The organism is Anaeromassilibacillus sp. An200, assembly GCF_002160025.1.
Lineage (GTDB): Bacteria > Bacillota > Clostridia > Oscillospirales > Acutalibacteraceae > Caccousia > Caccousia stercoris.
Map to the genome: position 1 here is coordinate 36,295 of NZ_NFJU01000025.1, position 20,037 is coordinate 56,331.

At 51.5% G+C, this 20,037-nt stretch carries 24 protein-coding genes and 1 tRNA gene; 20 read left to right on the forward strand and 5 right to left on the reverse strand.

Annotated elements, in window-relative coordinates:
* Positions 1-67 precede the first annotated feature (67 nt).
* Genes B5F35_RS12695 through B5F35_RS12715 form a run of 5 tightly spaced genes read left to right on the forward strand, consistent with a single transcriptional unit; the run spans position 68 to position 3,478 of the window.
* Complete coding sequence (locus B5F35_RS12695) at positions 68-580, forward strand: hypothetical protein (protein WP_087241515.1); 513 nt, start codon at positions 68-70, stop codon at positions 578-580.
* Between the two features lie 19 nt (positions 581-599).
* Positions 600-1,415 (forward strand): class I SAM-dependent methyltransferase, encoded by an 816-nt coding sequence (locus tag B5F35_RS12700; RefSeq protein ID WP_087241517.1) that lies wholly within the window; start codon positions 600-602, stop codon positions 1,413-1,415.
* Between the two features lie 14 nt (positions 1,416-1,429).
* Entirely contained in the window at positions 1,430-2,089 is a 660-nt protein-coding gene (locus B5F35_RS12705) for an L-2-amino-thiazoline-4-carboxylic acid hydrolase (protein ID WP_206424047.1), read from the forward strand.
* A gap of 17 nt (positions 2,090-2,106) precedes the next feature.
* Entirely contained in the window at positions 2,107-2,598 is a 492-nt protein-coding gene (locus B5F35_RS12710; protein ID WP_206424048.1) for an ABC transporter permease, read from the forward strand.
* Between the two features lie 13 nt (positions 2,599-2,611).
* Positions 2,612-3,478: an alpha/beta fold hydrolase gene (locus B5F35_RS12715; protein WP_087238580.1), complete on the forward strand. Its 867-nt coding sequence runs from the start codon at positions 2,612-2,614 to the stop codon at positions 3,476-3,478.
* 48 nt (positions 3,479-3,526) lie between these two features.
* On the opposite strand, the gene B5F35_RS12720 is transcribed toward B5F35_RS12715, so the two are convergent.
* The 3 genes from B5F35_RS12720 to B5F35_RS12730 form a co-directional block, all read right to left on the reverse strand.
* On the reverse strand, positions 3,527-3,862 hold the full coding sequence (locus B5F35_RS12720; protein WP_087241555.1) for a DUF6050 family protein: 336 nt from the start codon (positions 3,860-3,862) through the stop codon (positions 3,527-3,529).
* A 92-nt stretch (positions 3,863-3,954) separates the two neighbouring features.
* Positions 3,955-5,304, reverse strand: coding sequence for a relaxase/mobilization nuclease domain-containing protein (locus B5F35_RS12725; RefSeq protein WP_087241522.1), 1,350 nt, complete (start codon positions 5,302-5,304; stop codon positions 3,955-3,957).
* Positions 5,265-5,594, reverse strand: coding sequence for a plasmid mobilization protein (locus B5F35_RS12730; RefSeq protein WP_087241524.1), 330 nt, complete (start codon positions 5,592-5,594; stop codon positions 5,265-5,267). The genes B5F35_RS12725 and B5F35_RS12730 overlap by 40 nt, the downstream gene beginning before the upstream one ends.
* Before the next feature lie 299 nt (positions 5,595-5,893).
* Here B5F35_RS12730 and B5F35_RS12735 point away from each other — a divergent pair, with 299 nt between their 5' ends.
* From B5F35_RS12735 to B5F35_RS12775, 9 genes are all read left to right on the forward strand, one after another.
* A complete protein-coding gene (locus B5F35_RS12735; protein WP_087241526.1) occupies positions 5,894-6,841 on the forward strand; it encodes a helix-turn-helix domain-containing protein in 948 nt (315 codons plus the stop codon).
* Positions 6,842-6,963: 122 nt separating this feature from the next.
* Positions 6,964-7,677 (forward strand): energy-coupling factor transporter transmembrane component T, encoded by a 714-nt coding sequence (locus tag B5F35_RS12740; protein WP_087241528.1) that lies wholly within the window; start codon positions 6,964-6,966, stop codon positions 7,675-7,677.
* A 2-nt stretch (positions 7,678-7,679) separates the two neighbouring features.
* Positions 7,680-9,092, forward strand: a complete 1,413-nt coding sequence (locus B5F35_RS12745) for an ABC transporter ATP-binding protein (protein ID WP_087241530.1) — start codon at positions 7,680-7,682, stop codon at positions 9,090-9,092.
* Between the two features lie 32 nt (positions 9,093-9,124).
* Positions 9,125-9,742: an MptD family putative ECF transporter S component gene (locus B5F35_RS12750; protein ID WP_087241532.1), complete on the forward strand. Its 618-nt coding sequence runs from the start codon at positions 9,125-9,127 to the stop codon at positions 9,740-9,742.
* Between the two features lie 159 nt (positions 9,743-9,901).
* Positions 9,902-11,716, forward strand: coding sequence for an ABC transporter ATP-binding protein (locus B5F35_RS12755; RefSeq protein ID WP_087241534.1), 1,815 nt, complete (start codon positions 9,902-9,904; stop codon positions 11,714-11,716).
* A gap of 2 nt (positions 11,717-11,718) precedes the next feature.
* Complete coding sequence (locus tag B5F35_RS12760) at positions 11,719-13,455, forward strand: ABC transporter ATP-binding protein (RefSeq protein WP_087241536.1); 1,737 nt, start codon at positions 11,719-11,721, stop codon at positions 13,453-13,455.
* 39 nt (positions 13,456-13,494) lie between these two features.
* On the forward strand, positions 13,495-14,028 hold the full coding sequence (locus B5F35_RS12765) for a manganese efflux pump MntP (protein WP_204750626.1): 534 nt from the start codon (positions 13,495-13,497) through the stop codon (positions 14,026-14,028).
* Positions 14,029-14,048: 20 nt separating this feature from the next.
* A complete protein-coding gene (locus B5F35_RS12770) occupies positions 14,049-14,567 on the forward strand; it encodes a TetR family transcriptional regulator (protein WP_087241540.1) in 519 nt (172 codons plus the stop codon).
* A 15-nt stretch (positions 14,568-14,582) separates the two neighbouring features.
* Complete coding sequence (locus B5F35_RS12775; protein WP_087241542.1) at positions 14,583-14,957, forward strand: metal-dependent transcriptional regulator; 375 nt, start codon at positions 14,583-14,585, stop codon at positions 14,955-14,957.
* 62 nt (positions 14,958-15,019) lie between these two features.
* On the opposite strand, the gene B5F35_RS12780 is transcribed toward B5F35_RS12775, so the two are convergent.
* Positions 15,020-15,349 carry a helix-turn-helix domain-containing protein gene (locus B5F35_RS12780; protein WP_087241544.1) on the reverse strand — a complete coding sequence of 110 codons (330 nt, stop codon included), beginning with the start codon at positions 15,347-15,349 and terminating at the stop codon, positions 15,020-15,022.
* Between the two features lie 489 nt (positions 15,350-15,838).
* On the opposite strand from B5F35_RS12780, the gene B5F35_RS12785 reads away from it, so the two are divergent.
* From B5F35_RS12785 to B5F35_RS12800, 4 genes are all read left to right on the forward strand, one after another.
* Positions 15,839-16,264: an RNA polymerase sigma factor gene (locus tag B5F35_RS12785; protein WP_242969517.1), complete on the forward strand. Its 426-nt coding sequence runs from the start codon at positions 15,839-15,841 to the stop codon at positions 16,262-16,264.
* On the forward strand, positions 16,257-16,499 hold the full coding sequence (locus tag B5F35_RS12790; protein ID WP_087241547.1) for a helix-turn-helix domain-containing protein: 243 nt from the start codon (positions 16,257-16,259) through the stop codon (positions 16,497-16,499). The genes B5F35_RS12785 and B5F35_RS12790 overlap by 8 nt, the downstream gene beginning before the upstream one ends.
* A gap of 404 nt (positions 16,500-16,903) precedes the next feature.
* A complete protein-coding gene (locus tag B5F35_RS12795) occupies positions 16,904-17,083 on the forward strand; it encodes a hypothetical protein (protein ID WP_087238612.1) in 180 nt (59 codons plus the stop codon).
* Between the two features lie 97 nt (positions 17,084-17,180).
* On the forward strand, positions 17,181-18,890 hold the full coding sequence (locus tag B5F35_RS12800; protein ID WP_087241549.1) for a recombinase family protein: 1,710 nt from the start codon (positions 17,181-17,183) through the stop codon (positions 18,888-18,890).
* Between the two features lie 61 nt (positions 18,891-18,951).
* On the opposite strand, the gene B5F35_RS12805 is transcribed toward B5F35_RS12800, so the two are convergent.
* A tRNA-Leu gene (locus B5F35_RS12805) sits at positions 18,952-19,036 on the reverse strand.
* Positions 19,037-19,493: 457 nt separating this feature from the next.
* Here B5F35_RS12805 and B5F35_RS12810 point away from each other — a divergent pair.
* The gene (locus B5F35_RS12810; RefSeq protein WP_206424049.1) at positions 19,494-19,736 is read left to right on the forward strand and encodes a DNA-binding protein; all 243 of its coding nucleotides are present in this window, start codon (positions 19,494-19,496) and stop codon (positions 19,734-19,736) included.
* 65 nt (positions 19,737-19,801) lie between these two features.
* Positions 19,802-19,966, forward strand: coding sequence for a hypothetical protein (locus B5F35_RS18905; RefSeq protein WP_164488526.1), 165 nt, complete (start codon positions 19,802-19,804; stop codon positions 19,964-19,966).
* The last annotated feature ends 71 nt before the right edge of the window (positions 19,967-20,037 follow it).

Below are 20,037 nucleotides of genomic sequence, written 5' to 3' on the forward strand. Positions count from 1 at the left end.
ATACTGAATACATATCGGTTAGTTACTGCTAACCTTATGATTACTTACAAGTGAAAGGGGGATATATGTGAATTGGACACGCACCATCCTGGACGGGATTGCCATGGCGGCCTATTTTAACCTGTTCGCCGCGGCGGTGGCGCTGTATAGGCCCCGGCTGATGTTTCCCTGCTATCCGCCCGCCATCATCAAGGCGGCAAAAGATCCGCCGACAAAGGCCGAAAATCGTTTTTACTGGCTTTGGATCTGCTTTGGGGAGTTGCTGCCCCTCCTCCTTTATGGTGCGGTCAGTACTGTGGAGGGCGGGACAACCGGCTTCTGGCGTTTGGCCCTGACGGGATATATCCAGTGGATGGTCGTCAATGTCTGTGATCTGCTTTTTCTGGACTTCTGGCTGATACAGAAAAAAGCAAAACGCCGTTTTATCATCTCAGGAACCGAAGGGCACCCAGGCTATGGGTTCAAAGCCTGGATGAAGGAATACGCTCTGCCGGAGCATCTGCTCCAGTGGCCGCTCTTGCTGTGCCCCCTCATGGCGGCGGCCCAGGCGGGATTGTGTCTGCTGCTGCAAAAAATTTGATAATAAGGAGATGGTTCAAATGAAGCAAAATCAAGTTCAGCAAAAAGAAATCCGCCTTGGGACGCATGGGGAACATTACGGGAGCTGGATGTCAAACCCTGTTTTCTATGTGATAGGCGCCCTTTTGGCGTTGTCCGTGGTACTGGCGGTACTGTCCTTTGCGGTGTTCCATATCACGGCGCTTGGTGTGGTGTTCGTGATTGCCGCAGTGATTCTGCTGGCGCTGCTCCTGTGGTGCGCCTGGATACGGCGGCAGTATGCCTTTGGGGGCGGCGGCATGATGGAGCGGACCCACCTGGTCATCCTTTCCCATCTGGATTTTGACGGGCAGGGGCAGCTGCTCGAAGTAGGCTGCGGCTCCGGGCCATTATCCATCCGGGCGGCCCTGATGTGGCCGGAGGTAAAAGTAACGGGCATTGACTATTGGGGCGTAGACTTCGGCTACAACCAGGCTATGTGCGAGAAAAATGCCGCCAGTGAGGGTGTTGGCTCCCGGTGCCGGTTCCAGCAGGGGGACGCCAACAAGCTGGACTTCCCGGATGAGAGCTTCGATGCCGTGGTGAGCAACTATGTCTATCATAACATCATGGGTTCGGATAAACGGGCGCTGCTGCTGGAGACCCTGCGGGTGCTGAAAAAGGGCGGCGTCTTTGCGCTCAACGATGACATGAAGCCAAAAATGTACGGGGACATGGATGCCTTTGTCCAAAAGCTGCGGGACATGGGCTATGAGGACGTGCGCCTCATCGACACGGCCACGGAGGTCTTCGGCTCCCGCCGGCGGGCGGGCATGATGATGCTGGGCGACTCCCGGATGCTGGTGGGGCGGAAGTAAGACGGAGGTTTGTCATGACCTATACATATTGTGAAAGGCTGATGTGGGCTGCCATCGTTCCTGCCGCATTTCGGTATCTGGCAAGGCAGGAGTTGGGATGGGATATTTCTGCGTTGAAGCAGCTCTCTAAGCAGATTTACCGGCAAATGGTATCCCGTACCCCGGATATTGGCTCCATGATGGAAAACCCGTTGCGGGTCTGCCTGACTGGTGGAATTCTATGGCTGTCTATCTATAAGGCGGCAGAAGAAAAAATGAGTGAAAAGTGCTTTGAGGGCATGGTAAGTGCCAGTATGCGTTCTCCTCTGGTTGTGACCGCCTTCCGGGGCAAAGCCAAGACTGCATTTACATTGAAGGCTCAATATAAGCGAGCAGCGACTGCATCTTTGGCGGATGCAGATAGGAACCCCTTTCAGTGGAATGCCGAGGTCATCTTCGGCCGGGATGCAGAGGAATATACGATCCTTTACCACCAGTGCGGTCTGTGTGCCCTGGGCCGACAGGAGGGCCTTCCTCATCTGGTTCCCTATCTATGCGCTCTGGACACGATGTCCGTCGACTGGATGGGTGGGCGGCTCTACCGTACCAAAACGCTGGCTGCCGGCGGTGACTGCTGTGACTTTTATATCTGCAAAAAGGGTTCCCGTTGGGACAAAGAACGGCAGGGAAAATAGAAATCGGGAGATGGAAGATGGTTCAAATGCTGCTGGCAGAGGGTATGCTCCTGTGTTCCTTGTTTTGGGCTTTTTGCTGGCTGGGCACCGGGAGCGACGAGAAAAACATCCGTAATTTTTCTACTTACTCGGACGAGGTACAGAAGATTGTGAAAGCCCGCCCGGAGCTATCAGGAAATATTCGGCAGCGAGGTCCTGCGGCCATCTTCGCTGGAAATCTGCTTTTGTTTACTGCGCTCCTGTTTGCGATGGGGCTTCTCACCCGGCAGGAATATTTTGCAGGCAACTTTTTGAACACTCTGCTTTTAGGACAGGCGCTGAATCTGTTTGATTTTTTGGTGATCGACCTGCTTTGGTGGCGGCACACAAAACGGGTGCGGTTTTCCGGCACCGAGGAAAGTCCGGAATTATATGCGGACCCCCGCAAACACTTTTACGCTTTCCTGCGGGGAGTTCTTCTGTTTTTGGCTGTTGCTTTAATCAACGGGTATCTGCTCACCTGGATCTGAAAGGAGGAGTTCCATGACACTTGCAGAATTTCGCCGGGTTTATCCAACCGCTGCCTTCACGGTCAGCAGCGGGAAACTCTTTACCTATCGCTACTATCAAAATCCCCAGGCCAAAGCCACGCTGGTCCTGCTCACGGGCGGCATTGGGCTGTCCGACCTGTTTTATAAGCACTTTGCCCGGTTCGCCAGGGATTTTTCGGTGCTGACCTTTGACTATCAGCTCCAGTTCGGGGACAACGGCGAGTTTGCCGATGCCGTGGCTGAACTACTCCGCCACCTGAAGGAAAAGGTCTGGCTGGTGGGACAGTCCCTGGGCGGCGTAGTGGCCCAGGTCATCGCCTCCCGCCACCCGGAAGTGGTGGAGGGGCTGGTCCTCTCCAACACCTGCTCGCTGTCCGGCAACATGAGCAAGGCCGGGTATCAGGATCTGATGAAGATAATCGAAAGCCAGCGGAAGTTCAAAAAATGGCTTGCCTTCCTGCCGTTTCCGCTCATCAAGCGGATGATGAGATGGGCGGTGATGAAAAAGAAAACCGATGGCTTTACAGCCCAGGAAAAGGCCGCTATGGAGGAACTGTGCGGCGCTATGATGGAACTGCTCACCAAGCCCTATGAACAGCACATGATTGACTTTCTCTGTGACGCAGAACACTACTTTGGCATGACCCGCAATGATTTTGCCCCGTGGGAGGGGCGGGTGCTGCTGATTTTGTCCGAGGACGACACCACCTTCACCCCGGCCTGCCGGGAGGACCTGATCGCCCTGATGCCAAGTCCCACGGTGGTCACCGACCTGACCGGCGGCCACCTGGCGCTGATGGTGCGGCTGGAACAGTATGCGGATCTGGTAACAAAATTTATTCTGGAGCGGACACCATGAGGAGAGCCGGCTGGTCAATGCCAGCCGGCTCTCTATCATTTGTCCATCTCAATATCCCACGATCAGGCGGTAGATGGTGAGGGGCACATACCATGCCGCCACCAGCAGGCGCCACACCAGGACGAAGCCGCCGATGATACCGCCGATCACGAAGTTCAGCACGAACAGCGCGGCGCCGCCGCCCAGGGAGCCCCCGCCCGGCACGATCCAGACACACATCCGATGGATGCCGAAGGGCAGGCCGCAGAGTATCCAGAGCCAGAAAAGATCCAGCTCCCCAGCCCTCATGCAGGCGGATTTGAAAATGCAGTACAACAGCCCGGCGATGGCGACGGGCAAAACCGCCTTCTTGAAAAATTCCTTGACGGCCTCGGTTCTCGTCATTGGCAGCACCTCCATTCCCGCCTCCATTATACCGGAAAAATTGAAACGCGCCCAGGGGCTTATGAAAAGTCCGGCAAAGCGCACAATCCCAGCTATTCCAGTTCGTTGCTCCGCTGCCTCTGTGGTTCGGTCTCCCTCGGCTTTTCCAGCAGAACCTCCACATTCCGGCGGAGGGTGTCGTACTCCTTTTCCTCCCGCTGGGCCTTCCGATATTCCGATTGCAGGGCGGTCCGCCTGGCGGTGAGCCCGTCCATCTCGGCCCGGAGCCGTTTGGTGGCGGGCAGGGGTACAGCGTCCAGGCGTTTCAGCTCTCTTGCCGCCGCCTCAAACAGGATGATTTCGCCCTCATGCCCCCGGAGGAACTTCTCCTTGTCCCTGGACTGGCGGTATTCCTCATACAGGGGACGGAGCTGGCGGTAGGTGGCGGCGTGCTTCATAGTGAGGGTCAGCCGCTCCATTTCTTTCTTCGTTGCCCGGGGGTCCGCCTTCACCCTGGCGGTGGCGGCCGCCGCCCCGTCGCACCGCTCGGACAGGTCCTCCAAACTTCCGATGCCATGCTCCGTCAGGAAGTTCAGCGTTTCCGCCGCCCGCTTCAAGTTCTCGATGGTTGCCCAATGCTTGTAACCGGCGCTCTGTTGGGCTTTGATGTTGTTCTGGATGTCGATGAGCAGGCTGGGCCTCCCGGTGCGCTGCTTCGGCTGGCGGGAGGGGCTGGGCCTGCCGGCGATCCGGGCGGTCAGGGCCTCCTCTGCGTAGTCGGCGCCCAGGGCCTTCAATCGGGTGAACCGCTCCTGGCCCGGTGCCCTGGCGGAGATGTACTTGCCCCGTTTCAGTTCGTACCCTTCCCGCTGAAGGCGGCGGAGCAGGTCCTCCAGGCCGGCGCAGCCGGGCAGGAGCCGGTCGATGGCGGAGCGCAGCTTCGCCTTGTAGCTGGTGCCGTTCTGTTCCGCCTGGTGTTCGATGTAGCTCTTGCCCTTGTCCCGGCCTGGGACGATGACGGACAGGCCATGCTCCTTGCAGATTCGGTCGCTGGTGCGGCGGATCTCATGGTAGCTCCGCTTATTGGAGTGGTAGTGCCGGTGATCCTGGAAACTGACCGCATTGAAAATCAGGTGGTTATGGACGTGATCCCTGTCTATGTGGGTGGTGAGGACAAACTCATATTTTCCCCCCAGGACCTCCCGCGCCAGCTCCATGCCGATCCGGTGGGCCTCCTCCGGCGTGACCTCCCCAGGCTCAAACGCCTGGATGAGGTGCCGGCCCAGGTTCGTGCCCTTGTCGATGGCATGGCGGCGGGTCCAGGCAAACTCAATATCGGCGGTCTCGGCGGAGCAGCCGAAGGAGGACACCAGCAGCCTTCCATCCGTCTTGTCGGGATTGCAGATATAGTCGATGGCCGCTTTCAGCGTTGACTTAATAGGATGCGTCTTTGTAACTGCCATATCTGGTCCATCCTCTCCCGGATCTCCTCCATGTCGGCCTGGTAGGCCGAACCGCCGGCGTTCAGCCGCTTGGCGATCTGGTTGATGTTCCGGCCGATGGCGGAGAGGGCGCGTGTCATCTCCTTGATGTCGGTGGTGTCCACCTGAATGATGTATCCGTCAATCGCCATCTTCCGCAGATATGCCCCATACCGCTTTGTGGGGAGCTGCGCCATCTTCTCGTCGATGAGCCGCTTCTCCTCCTCCGTCACCCAGAACTTCATCTGGATGTTCCGCTTTCTGTTTACCATTCCGCTTCGCCTCCGTTTCTTATAAGGGTCTGGGACTATCCCAGCAAGCAATTTTCGTGTTTAGGGGCAGGGGTCCCCCTAAACCGAAAATCCGCCAGTGGGTACTCGCTGGCTGTGCTTGCTACCGTAACCCTTCCCTTGTTTTCCCCTCTACTAATACTACAATTTGAAACGAAGATTTTGGCTGACTATACTGAATTGGAGTGCTATTAAGGAATGGGCTAATTTCTTGAATTATGCTCATGCTTGTGTTATCATAATGGCGAGTAAGTCAAAACTAACCGATTGGAGGGATGTGCGTGGACAAACCCAACTTTAATCAAGACTGGTACGGTATGCAGGCCAAAGTGTTGTCGCAGAGTGACGATTGTGTGGTCGTTGATTATGGTTGCAATGGCCGTGGTATTGTGAAAAACTATAACTTATTTGAGGGTATACAGCTTTGCTTTCTCGACTTTGAAACGGATGGAGCAATGAAGGCTCAGAAGTTTAATCCAGATATTATCCAGATCACGCATTGTCAAACCGGACGCTATGAATGTGAATTTGCCAATCATACTGTGTCGTATTTGCCAGAGGGCTATTTTAGTGTTGCAGCAACAGAGCATTTGCCGGTTTCTTTTTCTTTTCCGCTGGGAAAATATTATGGAGTCAGTCTTGTCATAGACCGGCAGGCACTTTCGGTCGGAACGCGTCGGATGATGCAGACAATTCCCATTGATCTTGATAAGATCGGAACTACACTGGGAATAGAAACAAGATGGTATGTCAGTGAGACACCGCGACAATTACAACATCTTTTTTCAGAATTGTATGCTGCGGCAGAAATGGAACCCATCGGCTATTTCAAAATTAAGGCCATCGAGCTTCTGTATCACATGGATCAGCTGGCACAAGTCAACGGGTGCGATCTAAAATATTTTGATAAGAAGCAGATACAGACTACAAAAGCTATTCGGGAATACCTTATTTCTCACTTGGATGAGAAAGTTTCCCTGGAGCAGTTGGCAAAAGAGGCACACTTGAACCTCTCCGTTTTTCATCTGGTGTTTTCCCATATCTATGGGGACACACCGTATGCCTATCTCAAAAAATACAAAATGAATTTAGCAGCCCAGTGGCTTTCGGAAAATAAAATGAAAATCGGGGATATAGCTTTAGAACTTGGATATAGCAATGCCAGCAAATTTGCTAAAGCGTTTCAATCTGTGTATGGGATGCTCCCAAAAGACTACCGGAAAAAATAGATAGGAAGAACGGGCTGTTTTTCAGGTCTTTCCAGAGGAATGGAGCAGAAAAAATTTACGCAAAAAGATATAATGAGCCGGTGCGGTTAGTTTATGCTAACGCATCGGCTTTTATTTAGGAGGTGGTATCCCTGCTGACCATAGATACTCGAATCAAGTTGCTTTTATTTTTACTTATCAACTTCATGGTATTTGGCTTGAAAGATTTTGTCCTTGGCAGCGTGTGTTTTTCCTTTATCTGTATTCTTTCGTGCCTGATGGGGCAGAAAAAGATTGTATTGAAATACATCATCTTTTATGTGGTGATTGCGGCCATACAGCAGTTTTGCGCCTTCCTTCCCCAGGCCATCGAAACTATTTTGTCGATCTTCACATTGTTCATCCGGGTGATGATACCCGTGGTACTCTTTGCTTCAACTTTTATCGCTACAACGAAAGTCAGCGAATTGATTGCGGCCATGTACTCGCTAAAAATTCCTCGGAGCATTACCATTACATTCGCTATGGTATTGCGCTTTTTTCCTACTTTCAGTGAGGAGATCCACAATATTTATGACGCGATGAAGTTAAGAGGCATCGCCCTTTCGTGGAAAAATGTATTCACGCGCCCCATGCTCATTTTGGAGGCAATCGCTATCCCCATCGTGATGCGCTCTGCTTCGATTGCAGAAGAATTATCTGCTTCTGCGGTGACGAGAGGCATTGATAATCCGGCGCAACGGACTTCGTTCATTCAGCTAAAAGTTCATGCTAAAGATTGGATGGTACTGTTCTTCTTTCTCGTTGCCTTTGTGGTGCTGTTTTTCTGCAAATATCAGATATATGGGAGGATATGATGATGATTGATATTGACCATGTATCTTTTCAATATTCCGGTGCTGAACGGGAGAATCTGCAAGATTTTAATTTGCAGATTGAAAAAGGGGAGTGTGTTGTTCTTACTGGCGAATCTGGATGTGGAAAGACTTGTGTGACCAGGTTGATAAATACACTTATTCCCCACTTTTACGAAGGGGAAATGTCCGGGATGGTTCTCATTGACGGAGTTGATACCCGCACGATCCAACCGCACGATTTGTCGGACAAGACAGGCTCAGTTTTCCAAAATCCACGCAGTCAGTTTTTTAGTCTGGATACGGACAGCGAGATTGTGTTTGGTATGGAAAATAAGGGAATGCCCTATCAAGTGATGCTGGACCGTTACCAACAGACTATCCGGGAATTGCATATTGAAAAGTTAAAGGATCGCAACCTGTTTGACTTGTCCGGCGGACAAAAGCAGACCATAGCCTTTGCCAGTGTTTACGCATTAAACCCTGATATTTTTGTTCTGGACGAGCCTTCCTCAAACCTGGACCCGGAGGCAATTCAAGAACTACGGCGGCTACTTTTGCTGATTAAGGCGCAGGGAAAAACGATTATTGTATCCGAACACCGCCTTTACTTCTTGAATGGGATTGCCGACCGCATTGTCCTTATGGAGCATGGTAAGCTGAAACAATCTTGGTCCGCCAGTGATTTTGCTTTACTAAGTACCGAGCAAGTCAAGGCGTTAGGACTTAGAAGCTATACGCCTACAAGGTTAGAGCTTCCCGAAACAACACCCTCTCGAAACGATACCCCGGCTGTCGAAGTCAGAGATCTCGCGATTGGATATGAAAAGGGAGAACCCGTGGCGCAGCACCTGAACTTTTGTGTCTACCCCGGAGAAATTGTCGGCGTGGTAGGGAAAAATGGTTGTGGCAAATCAACTTTGGCCAGAACCCTATGTGGTTTGCAAAAGGAACTGCATGGAGAAGTTCTATACAAAAACAGTACGGTTCCAAGTAAACGGCGGATTAAGAAAGCGTATCTTGTCATGCAGGACCCGGACTATCAACTGTTTACTGATAGCGTTTACCAAGAACTACTGCTGGCATTGTCTGACCAAAAGGATAAAGATGAAAAACGAATAGATGATATTCTGGACGAGTTGAATTTGACACTTTATAAAGAGCGGCATCCAATGTCCCTCTCTGGCGGTCAGAAGCAGCGCACCGCTATTGGCGTTGCGGCACTCCGGGATGCAGAGGTACTTATTTTTGATGAGCCCACAAGCGGCTTGGACTACAAAAACATGGAGAGCGTTGCAGGAATTTTAAGTGCGCTGTCCAAAAGAGGGAAAGCCATCCTGGTGATTTCCCATGACAATGAACTACTGATGAAGATTTGTTCCCGTGTCATTCGCGTGACTGAAAGGACTTCATCTTAGTTATATACAAATAATAGAAAGGGGCTATCTGTATGAGTGAACAAGCAAAACCTGTCGGGGCATCCGACAAAATGAAAGCAAAGGACTTTATCACGCTGGGCATTTTTACGGTGCTATTCTTTGCTGTGGTAATGGTGTGCATCTTTGCCTCCGCAGCTACCGTGGTGACTTTCGCCTTTGGGAGCGCCATTGCTGCAATTCCTGGAGGCATTATCTATATGCTGATGCGCGCTAAAGTGCCAAAGGCCGGGAGCGTCCTTTTGAGCGGTGTGGTGATCGGCTTGATTGAGTTCCTGATTGGCGCAGGATGGGCGGTTGCCGTTGGCTTTATTGCCGGTGCCGTAATTGCGGAGCTGCTGGCCCGCGCCGGCCACTACAAGAGCTTCTGGCTGAATACCATTGGTTATTCCGTCTATATGACATTCTTTGCGCTGGGCACCTATCTCCCTATGGTCATTATGACCGGCTATGTGGATGATATGTCCACCTCTAACGGCGTGAGTGCCGAGTATCTGACGGAGCTGCATAGCTTTATGAATGGAACAATGGTAGTCATCATTGCTGTTGTGACCTTCGTTGCAGGCATTATCGGCGCTTTGATTGCAAAAGGCGTGTTCAAAAAGCACTTCCAGAAGGCGGGCATTGTCTAAGGACGATATAGTTACGGCTAACTCTCTGGTATCTTTGGGCTATTTTTGGCATCGGAACAGAGGTATGGAGTAGCAAGCAATTTCAAAGGTTGATAAAATGAATGGCGAGGTTAGGAGTTGCTAACCTCGCCATTTTCACTTTTAAGGAGGGTTCATGCTATGTCAAACGCAAAGTCGAAACAGGCAAAACCAAAGACGGGTTTGGCACGATGCATGGAATTGGCTTCTGACAGAAAGGGCCTTGTATTCTTAGCTGCGGTTCTTTCGTCACTGGCGGCCATTGCTTCGTTCATCCCGTACATAGCGGTCTATTTTATGATCCGCTCAATTATCGGTGTTTTTCCGAACCTTGACCAGTTGGATATGGGGATGGTCATGAATTATGGCTGGCTGGCGCTCGCCGGGATCGTGGCGAATATCCTGTTATATTTTCTGGCTATTTTCAGTTCCCACATGGCGGCGTTCGGCACACTGTACGAGCTGAAGGTCTTGTTCGCTGACCATATCACCAAAATTCCGTTGGGTTATCATTTGACCATCGGCAGCGGGCGTCTGCGTAAAATCATGGATGAGAATATCGAGAGCGTGGAAGGGTTCATTGCCCATCAGTTCCCGGATTTTGTGGCGTCTGTTACAGCCCCCATCGTCATGGTCATCATTTTACTGGCCGTTGACTGGCGGTTCGGGCTTGCCTCTCTGGTCGGTATCGTTCTGGCGTTTGTTGCGGAATTTATTGGCTTTGGCAGCGGCGAGATGAAAGAGAACATGGGCAAGTATCAAAAAGCCCTGGAGGAAATGAACAACGCTTCTGTGGAGTATGTTCGTGGAATGTCGGTTGTGAAGGCGTTCAACCAGACGGCATCCTCTTTCAAAAAGCTCAAAGAAGCGATTACCGGATATACAGAGTGGGTCCTGAAATTTTCCCTGGGCTGGCAGAACTGTATGCCCGCCTTTACCACAATCATCAATAATGTTTATCTGATCCTTGTACCTGTCGGAATTTTAATCGGCTCCAGGTCGGATGATTTTGCTGGGTTTGCCATGACCTTCATTTTTTATCTGCTCTTTGTACCCGCAATTTCCGGTGTGTTGAACAAGATCATGTATATCTCCGAGTCGTTCATGCAGATTGATGGGAATGTGGCTCGGATGGATGAAATTCTGAACATCCCCGAAATGCCGGAAACGAACCATCCCAAGAAGCCCGCCAATGATGATGTTGCTTTCAAGAATGTCAGCTTTTCCTACACGGGAGATACACACGAAAAGGCGCTGGAGGATGTTTCCTTTGTTGCGAAGCAGGGACAAATCACGGCTATTGTTGGCCCGTCCGGTGGTGGCAAGAGTACGATTGCCAATCTGATTTCCCGGTTTTGGGATGTATCTTCCGGCAGCATTACCATCGGCGGTGTAGATGTGCGTGATATGGCGGAGGATGACCTGATGCGCCATGTCAGCTTTGTGTTCCAGGACATTTTCCTGTTCAAGCAGAGCATCTTGGATAATATCCGTATGGGCAACCCTTCGGCCAGTGAGGAACAAGTGATTGCGGCGGCGCAAGCGGCGCAATGCCACGAGTTCATCTCCAAACTGCCCAACGGGTATCACACGGTGGTCGGCTCCAAAGGCATCCATCTCTCTGGCGGCGAGCGCCAGCGGATTGCCATTGCGCGGGCCATAATCAAAGACTCGCCTATCATCGTACTGGATGAGGCAACGGCGTTCAGCGACCCGGAGAATGAATACCTGATCCAGAAAGCATTTGAAAAGCTGATGCAGGGTAAGACAGTTATCATCATCGCACACCGCCTCTCCACGATCCGCAATGCAGATAAGATCATCGTCATGGAGAAAGGTCACCTGGTCGAAGAAGGAAAACATGACGAGCTGGTGGCCGCGGGCGGACGTTATGCACAAATGTGGAACCACTATACAGAAGCGATTGGCTGGAAAATCAGCGGAAAGGCGGTGTAACTATGAGCAGATTACAAAAAGCTCTCTTTTTGTCAGACAAGGGTTACGCAGATCTGAAAAAAGCAATCTTCGCCTGCACATTGACGAACCTGGCTATGCTTCTGCCGTTCTGTGTAACTGTTATGATTTTCAGTGAAATTCTGACACCCTTTGTCAGTGGCGGCTCCATTCAGTGGAACCATATCTGGATGCTGTGGGGCGCAGGTATTGTTTCGGCCATCCTGGTATTTCTGGCCGCCAAAAACGATTACCGCAAAACCTATATTGCCTCGTATAAGGAGTCGAATACGACCCGGCTGCGGATTGCGGAGCATCTTCGGAAACTCCCTATGAATTTCTTTAACACCAAGGACCTTTCCGAACTGACCACGAATATGATGGCAGATTGCAGCAGCATGGAGTCCCTGCTCAGCAGCACGATTCCTCCGCTGATTGCAAACGGCATCACGGTGACCCTGACCTGCATCCTGCTGGCCTTCTTTGACTGGCGGCTTGCCCTGTGCGTATTCATCACGGTTCCGATTGCCTTCCTCATTATCTGGCTCAGCCGGAACCATCAAAAGAAACTCTTTGAAAAGCAGGTTGACGCAAAGCTGGCTACCTCTGACCAGGTACAGGAATACCTGGAAGGCATGAAGATCATCAAGTCCTGCGGGCTGTCCGGCTCACATTTCAGTGCGTTGGATAAAGCTCTGCTTGCCATGAAAAAGATCGCCATCAAGGTAGAAATGGCTGTCGGTGTGTTTATGTCCAGTGCCAGTATGATTTTGCAGGCAGGCGTTGGTATCACAATCTTTGTCGGTGCTATCCTCTTGACAAATGGGCAGATTGAGCTTCTTCCGCTGCTTATGTTCCTGTTGATGGTAACACGGATTTATGGCCCGATCCTGTCAATCCTGGCAAATCTGTCCTCGCTGCTGAATTTGAATGTGGTCACAAGTCGTATGCGTACCCTGCTCACCACTCCTGCAATGGACGGTGACGGGAAAACGGTCCCGAACTGCGATATTGAACTTTCCCATGTGACTTTTGCCTACAATCAGGAAGATGTCATCAAAGATGTTTCCTGCAAAATCCCCCAAGGGAGCGTGACTGCCCTCGTTGGGCCGTCCGGTTCCGGTAAAAGCACGATTTCCAAACTGATTGCCCGCTTTTGGGATGTTCAGAAGGGCAAGATCACCGTGGGCGGCAAAGACATCAAGAGTATGGAGCCGGAAAGCCTCATGTCTTATATGTCCTTCGTGTTCCAGGATGTGACCCTGTTCAATGATACAGTTATGAACAATATCCGGCTGGGCAATCCAAACGCAACGGACGATCAGGTAATTGCTGCTGCCAAAGCAGCCTATTGTGATGAATTTGTCCGGGAGATGCCGGACGGGTATCAGACGGTCCTCGGTGAAAACGGCAGCACCCTTTCCGGCGGTGAGCGCCAGCGTATTTCCATCGCCCGAGCATTGCTGAAAAATGCGCCCATTATTCTGCTTGACGAGGCCACAGCATCCCTCGACCCGGAGAATGAAGTTCTGGTTCAAAAGGCGATTGCCAGATTGGTGGAAGGTAAGACAGTTATTATGATCGCCCACCGCCTCCGTACAGTTGTGGATGCGGACCAGATCCTCGTTCTTGACAATGGACGGTTGGTAGAGCATGGAACCCACGATGAGCTGATGAAGAAGAACGGTCTGTATCATAAGCTGTTCCATATTCAGCAGGAGAGCCTTGGCTGGGCTGTGTAAATCGGAGCTGAAGGAGGGGCATAGTTGAACGGAGTAGAAATGCTTTTAATTGCAGTTGGTCTTGCGATGGATGCTTTTGCCGTTTCTGTGGGCAAAGGATTAACTATTCAAGGACAATGTAAAAAAGCGTGTATTGTAACCGGCCTGTATTTTGGCGGCTTTCAGTCAATTATGCCCCTTCTCGGCTTTTTATGTGGGGAAACCGTAATTCAGTACATCGCGCCTATCTCTCGTATTCTGTCTTTCATTCTATTGACTCTGATAGGTTTGAATATGCTGAGAGAAACAATAAAAGAAACGTCCACATCGAACTCTGCATCGATTGCCGCAAAGGTAATGATCCCCGCTGCCATAGCAACAAGCATTGACGCATTTGCGGTAGGTATCACATTTGCGGCATTGAAAGTAAATGTAGCGATGGCTGTTTTGCTGATTGGCTGCACTGCATTTCTTTTTTCCGGTGTGGGAGTAAAAATCGGAAGTATATTTGGCGACCGCATGGAAAAGCAGGCAGGGATTATAGGTGGACTTATTCTTATCGCAATCGGGGTGAAAATCCTCGTTACTGGATAAGAGAAAGGACCATTGAAAAAATGGTAGATAAAGATACCACTATAAGAATTTTGAGGTATGCGAAAAACGGTTTTTTGCAAAACGGCTATCAGGGCACTTCCCTTGCGAACATTTGCGGACAGGCTGGAGTGACAACCGGCGCTTTATATCATCGCTTTCCAAGCAAGGATGCACTGTTTCGTGCTGTTGTTGAACCAGCATCCAATGAACTATTAGAAAAACTGATATGTCCCCAGGAAAATGTCAATGCTATTATTCCTGAACCATGCTTGACCTTTACCTATACCTACTGGGATGTGTTCAGGACGATTGTTCGATGTAAGGATGCCCCCTTCTATGCTGAATTTCGCACAATGCTATCCGAAACATTGTATCAACGATTATTACAGTGTAGAGGGGAGCTATCTCGACAAGCGCATCTGCCATTCTTCTTGTCCAAAGCATATTTGGCTGGGTTCTTAGAAATTATCCGTTGCAACTACGATTTTGAAACAGCACAAAGAAGCATCCAGATAATGGATAAGTTTATGCTTCTTTAAGATTGGGGGAAAACCTTGAAACTCCGAGCATCGGGCGAAGATTACCTGGAGGCTATCCTTGTTCTCCAAAGGCAAAAGGGCATGGTACGCTCCGTGGATGTTGCCCGGCACCTGGAGGTGTCAAAGCCCAGTGTGAGCCATGCCGTGACCACTCTAAAAGAAGGTGGGTTCCTTACGATGGATGAGGACTTCTTTCTTCATCTGACTGACTTAGGGCGAGAAATTGCCGAGCAGACCTATGAGAAGCACCGCTTTTTCACGGATCTGCTCACCGAGGCCGGCGTCGATCCGGCGTCGGCGGAGCGGGACGCCTGCCGGATGGAACATGTCATCAGCAAGGAGTCCTTCGAGCATCTGCGGGATGCTTACAACGCACATAAAGAAGAATGATCTGCCCGCATGGCAAACGGGGTAAACAGTAACGCGGCCGGGCACCTCAAAACCCGACCGCGTTATTTGTCTTTCTGGATGGCCTCCGCCTGTTTACAAAGCGCGATATACATCTGGATCTCCGCTTCACTTTTCCCCGCGAAGAAGTCTATGACTGTTTTTGAAACTGTCGCGCTGACCATTTCCGGGAAGATGGCGGCATCCACGCTGATATTCAGTTCTCTGGCGAGAAGGATCACCGTTTCAAATTTCGGATTACTCTGGCAGGTCTCCAAATCTATGATCGTGCGGGGGTTCATACCGAGGCGTTCAGCCAACTGCTTTTGCGTCAGATGCTGGCGCTTCCGTTCTGATCGCACCTTCCATGCAAATAGATCCAGCGGATTGTTCACTACACATCACCTCTACATCATTGTAGGGTGTGCTTCCGCTCATATAAATAACCATGAAACTCATGTAAAATGAGTTATAACTCATATTTCGGAGTAAAGGGAGATATGGATGAGAGCGCCAACACAAAGGAGGTCAAAATAAGGCGGGGTTTACCGTTTGTACGGCGGACGCCCATTCCACTACGAAGAATATTCCAATAACGCAGCAGCGAGCCATGCTCACGAAAGTGAGTTATGGCTCGCTTTTTATTTGCTGTGGCTCATATCTCATAAAACCCGTTTCTTTGAGCGCCTGGGCGTGGGCTGCCGCTCCCCGCCCCGTTCCGTTCCGGCCTGTCAACCCGAACGAAACGAAAGGAGCCAAGTATGAGCGGCAAAAAATATTTTCAGATAGATTGCGAAAACCGGCCAAACCGGACCACTCGTGAACGAGTAGTGAGCGAAAGGGGAAGAAAAGAACTGCCTCCCGGCACGAAGGGAGGTGAGAACTTGAAACCTGACCGCCACTACGAGCACAAGCAGTACGCCTTTGACAGCTACTGCAAGAAGATCCTGAAATGCGAGGCTTGCAACGGCTATCGACAGATCAGCCGCCGCCAAAAGCGTTTCGCGTCTTTGGAGGAACTGTCCGAGGCTGAAATGGCCCAGCTTGCGTTTTATGACCGCTACTCGTGGGAATACACGACCTTCCCCATCGGAGGGGCCGTGATCCTAATCGAGGACGACCGGCTGGCCGAGGCGCTTCTGGGGCTGTCCCAGGAGGACCGGGAAATCTTTATGATGCACTGGTTCCTGCGGATGACCGATGAACAGATCGCCAGGTACATGGATATGGCCCGCCGGACGGTCAACACCCGCAGGCATAAAGCCTATCGGCTGCTGAAGGAGCTGATGGGAGGTGAAGCGGATGAGTAAATCTGCGCGCACGCGGGCATCGCTGATCCCTTACCCGGTGATCGCCGCCGCTGTGGGAGGAGACCCCGAAGCGGTGAGCCGGGTAGTCCGGCATTACTCCGGCTACATCGCCGCGCTGTCTACACGGACGAGCTATGGCCCTGACGGCTATCCCCGTCCCCAGGTGGACGAAGATCTGCGCGGTCGGCTGGAAGCAAAGCTGATTATCTCCATCCTGGATTTTGACCTGAGCTGATCCAGGGCCGGGCGCTGTGTGTTCCCCTTTCCACACGGCGTCCCTTTATAGCTCCTTGACAAAGAAAGCCCGGCGGGAGGCCTCCGGCGCAGCATAAGGCAGACGGATACGATCTGTCTGTGTGGAGCCGGTCGGCCGGTGCGCCAAGACCCTGTTGCAAGTCCGCAGGACGGGACCCCTACCAAACAGGAGAGCGACGAACACCAGGCCGTAAAACAGGTGTGGCAACCTGTGGGCGAGGACGCGCAGGCAGGATAATGAGACTCGCGCATTGGACGCCCGCAAAGCATCGTGCGCCGCACCCATCAGTATGGGCCGGGGTGAGATTCCCGTGGAGCTGTGCCAGCAGCCATCCGTTTTCTGCCTCTTTCGTATTGATCTTTCTTGCGAAAGGGGGTCATTTTATGCAAGAAAAAACTATTGCCGGTAAGCCCGGCTCTTCCAAGAAATCGTTAGATGAAAAGACGACCTATCGCTTCGGCAATAGGTCGTTTGTCGTTGAACCTGTTTTTCGGCAAGATGGCCCGGATACTCTGGGCAGCATCCTTCTGCGGCTGATGAAATCCGAGAGCGAAGCAAAGTAAATTCCCGGACCCGGCTGACAGGGACGGCGGATGGCGGTATAATGAACATAGACAAGTTATATGTGCTATTCGGCTGTCCCGGAGGAAGGAGGACTGAATGAGACAGTCGAACAACCGCAAATCCCGTGATGTGACCGCGTTCCTCTATGAGCGGCTTTCCCGCGATGACAACCTGGAGGGCGAGAGTTACAGCATCGGCAACCAAAAGAAATTGCTGACCAAGGTGGCGAAGGAAAAAGGATACACCAATCTGGTCCACTTCCTGGACGACGGCATCTCCGGCGTCACGATGGACCGCCCCGGTTTCAACGACATGATGGAGCAGCTTGCCGCCGGCAAGGCCGCCGCCGTGTTTGTGAAGGATCTGTCCCGGCTGGGCCGCAACTACATTGAGGTGGGGCGGCTGACCGAGGAGTTTTTCCCGGAGCACGACATCCGCCTGGTGGCGGTCTCGGACAACATCGACACCGCCGAGGGCGAGAACGAACTGGCGCCCATCCGCAATCTGTTCAATGAGTGGTACGCCCGTGACATCAGCAAGAAGCGCCGGATCAGCAACAAGATCAAGGGCAATGCGGGCGAGCCGATGGGGCAGCCTCCCTACGGCTATATCAAGGACCCTGACAATCCCAAACAGTGGATCGTGGATGAGGAGGCCGCCCAGGTGGTTCGTCGGATTTATCGTATGACCTTGGATGGTTATGGAACAGAGCAGATTGCAGCAAGTCTTGAACAAGACGGTATCCTGACGCCCCGCGCTTACTGGCTCAAAAAAGGCATTAAACGGCCCGGCAAAGGAAAGGAGCAGGCTCCGACAAAGTGGAACAGCTCCAGTGTTACCAAAATACTGTCTTTGCAAGAGTATTGCGGCGACATCCTTAATTTCAAAACCTACTCCAAGTCGTACAAGAACAAAAAGCGGATTGAAAATGACCGGGAGAACTGGGTTATCTTTAAGGACGTCCACGAACCTATCATTGAGCGGGCGGTCTTTGAGCAGGTCCAGCAGAAGCGCGGCAAGATCCGAAAGCGCCGTACTCACGAAGGGGAACGCAATATGTTTTCCGGCCTGCTGGTCTGCGCTGATTGCGGACACAACCTGCACTTTCATTTCAATCAGGGCAACCCCGACATCAAGTATTTCAACTGCTCCAACTACAAGGGCAACCGTGGGAGCTGCACTTCCACCCATTATGTTCGCGTGGACTTCCTGGAGCAGGTGGTGCTGGGCGAGATCCGGCGGCTGACCAAGTTTGCCAGTCAGTTTGAGGATGAGTTTGTGAAGGCTGTGATCGGCCATTCCCAGCAGGCAGAGGCCACCGACCGAAAGCTGAAGGAAAAGGAGCTGAAAGCCCTGCAAGCCCGCGATGAGGAGCTGGACGGCCTGTTTGAACGGATCTATGAGGACAATGTTTCTGGCAAGCTCTCTGATGACCGCTTCGCCCGTATGTCGAGGCGGTACGAGGAGGAGCAGAAGGAGCTGGCGGAGAAAATCAAGGCGCTCCGTGCCGAGATCGACAAGCAGAGCAGCCAGTCCATGACCACGGATATGTTTATCTCTCTGGTCCGCAAATACACCCGCGCCCGCAAACTAACGCCCCGGATGCTCAACGAGCTCATCGAGAAGATCGAGGTGTTCAACGCCGAGAAGATCGACGGGGTATGGGAGCAACGGCTCCGTATCCACTATAACTGCGTAGGGGTCATTGAGATCCCGGAGCTGATCCCGCTGCCCGCCCCGGAGGTGTCCGTAAATACAAGAAAGGGCGTAGTCGTCAACTACGCCCCATCCACCATCGCCGGATGAAAACAAAAGAAAAAAGACAAGTGTTCTTACAGCGTTTCAAATGCTATAAGAACACTCGCCATGGTGCCGGTGGTGGGACTCGAACCCACACGGATTTCTCCACACGATTTTGAGTCGCGGTCGTCTGCCAATTCCGACACACCGGCATTTATATTTTAATTTCCCTTGTGTCCCGCACATCTCAGATTTTGGAGGGATGTGCGGGAGGGATATTAAAACCAAATGAAAATATGAAGTTGTGAAAGCGCCGATTTATCAAGGGTTTTGCCAAGGCACCCAACATCCTACGAAGTAGATTTTGAGTTTTACCGGTTGCGGGGCAATGAGTGGACTGTAATTCCCTATGGAGGTCCCTAAAGACACCCCTAAAGCCCTATCCGTCAAAGACAATCCTGTTCCCACAGGCGAAATACTTTGATACGCCTGCGATTGCGGGCAGTTGAGCTTCTCGACGAAAATGAGGAATATCGGAGGTCCATCAGGAGGCCCCTTCGCTTTCTGGTGCCACATCAGCAGACGCCTTAGATCGTCGATCAACTCACTTTACATTTAAATTATAGCGTAATCCTCTGCCGTTGACAATAGAAAATGGAGGATTTCATTATGAGAACACGCGAACATTATGAGAAACTGTTTGAGGCATATCCCGATGTGGTAACACTTCCCGAATTTGCGAAAATGCTTGGAGGGATTGGCGATTCCACAGCACGGAAACTTATGCGAGGAAACCATGTTCAGCATTTTTGCATTCGGCATACATATTTGATTCCCAAAACCAGCGTAATCGAATATGTACTGAGTGAGCATTATGCTAAATACAGATCCGCCCTGAAAGCTCAAGTTTGATTTTCGCACATTTGCGGTGAAGCAGTCCTTCAACATATAATGAAATCACAAAGGAGGAAGGCCCTATGAAAAAACGGAAATTCAAGATATACCTCACCCCCGCCGAGAACAGTATTGTGATTCAGAGCCTTAATCACCTGCGCAATACTATGCTCCGTGAAAATCGGGACACCGGCTGCCTGGATGAACTTCTGCTCAAAGTCATGTGCGCCCCTGTCAAAAGAATTTGAAAACTACATATTGTGCCGACTAAATCAAGCCGTTTATTCTTTTCATAGAATAGGCGGCTTTTTTTCATGCC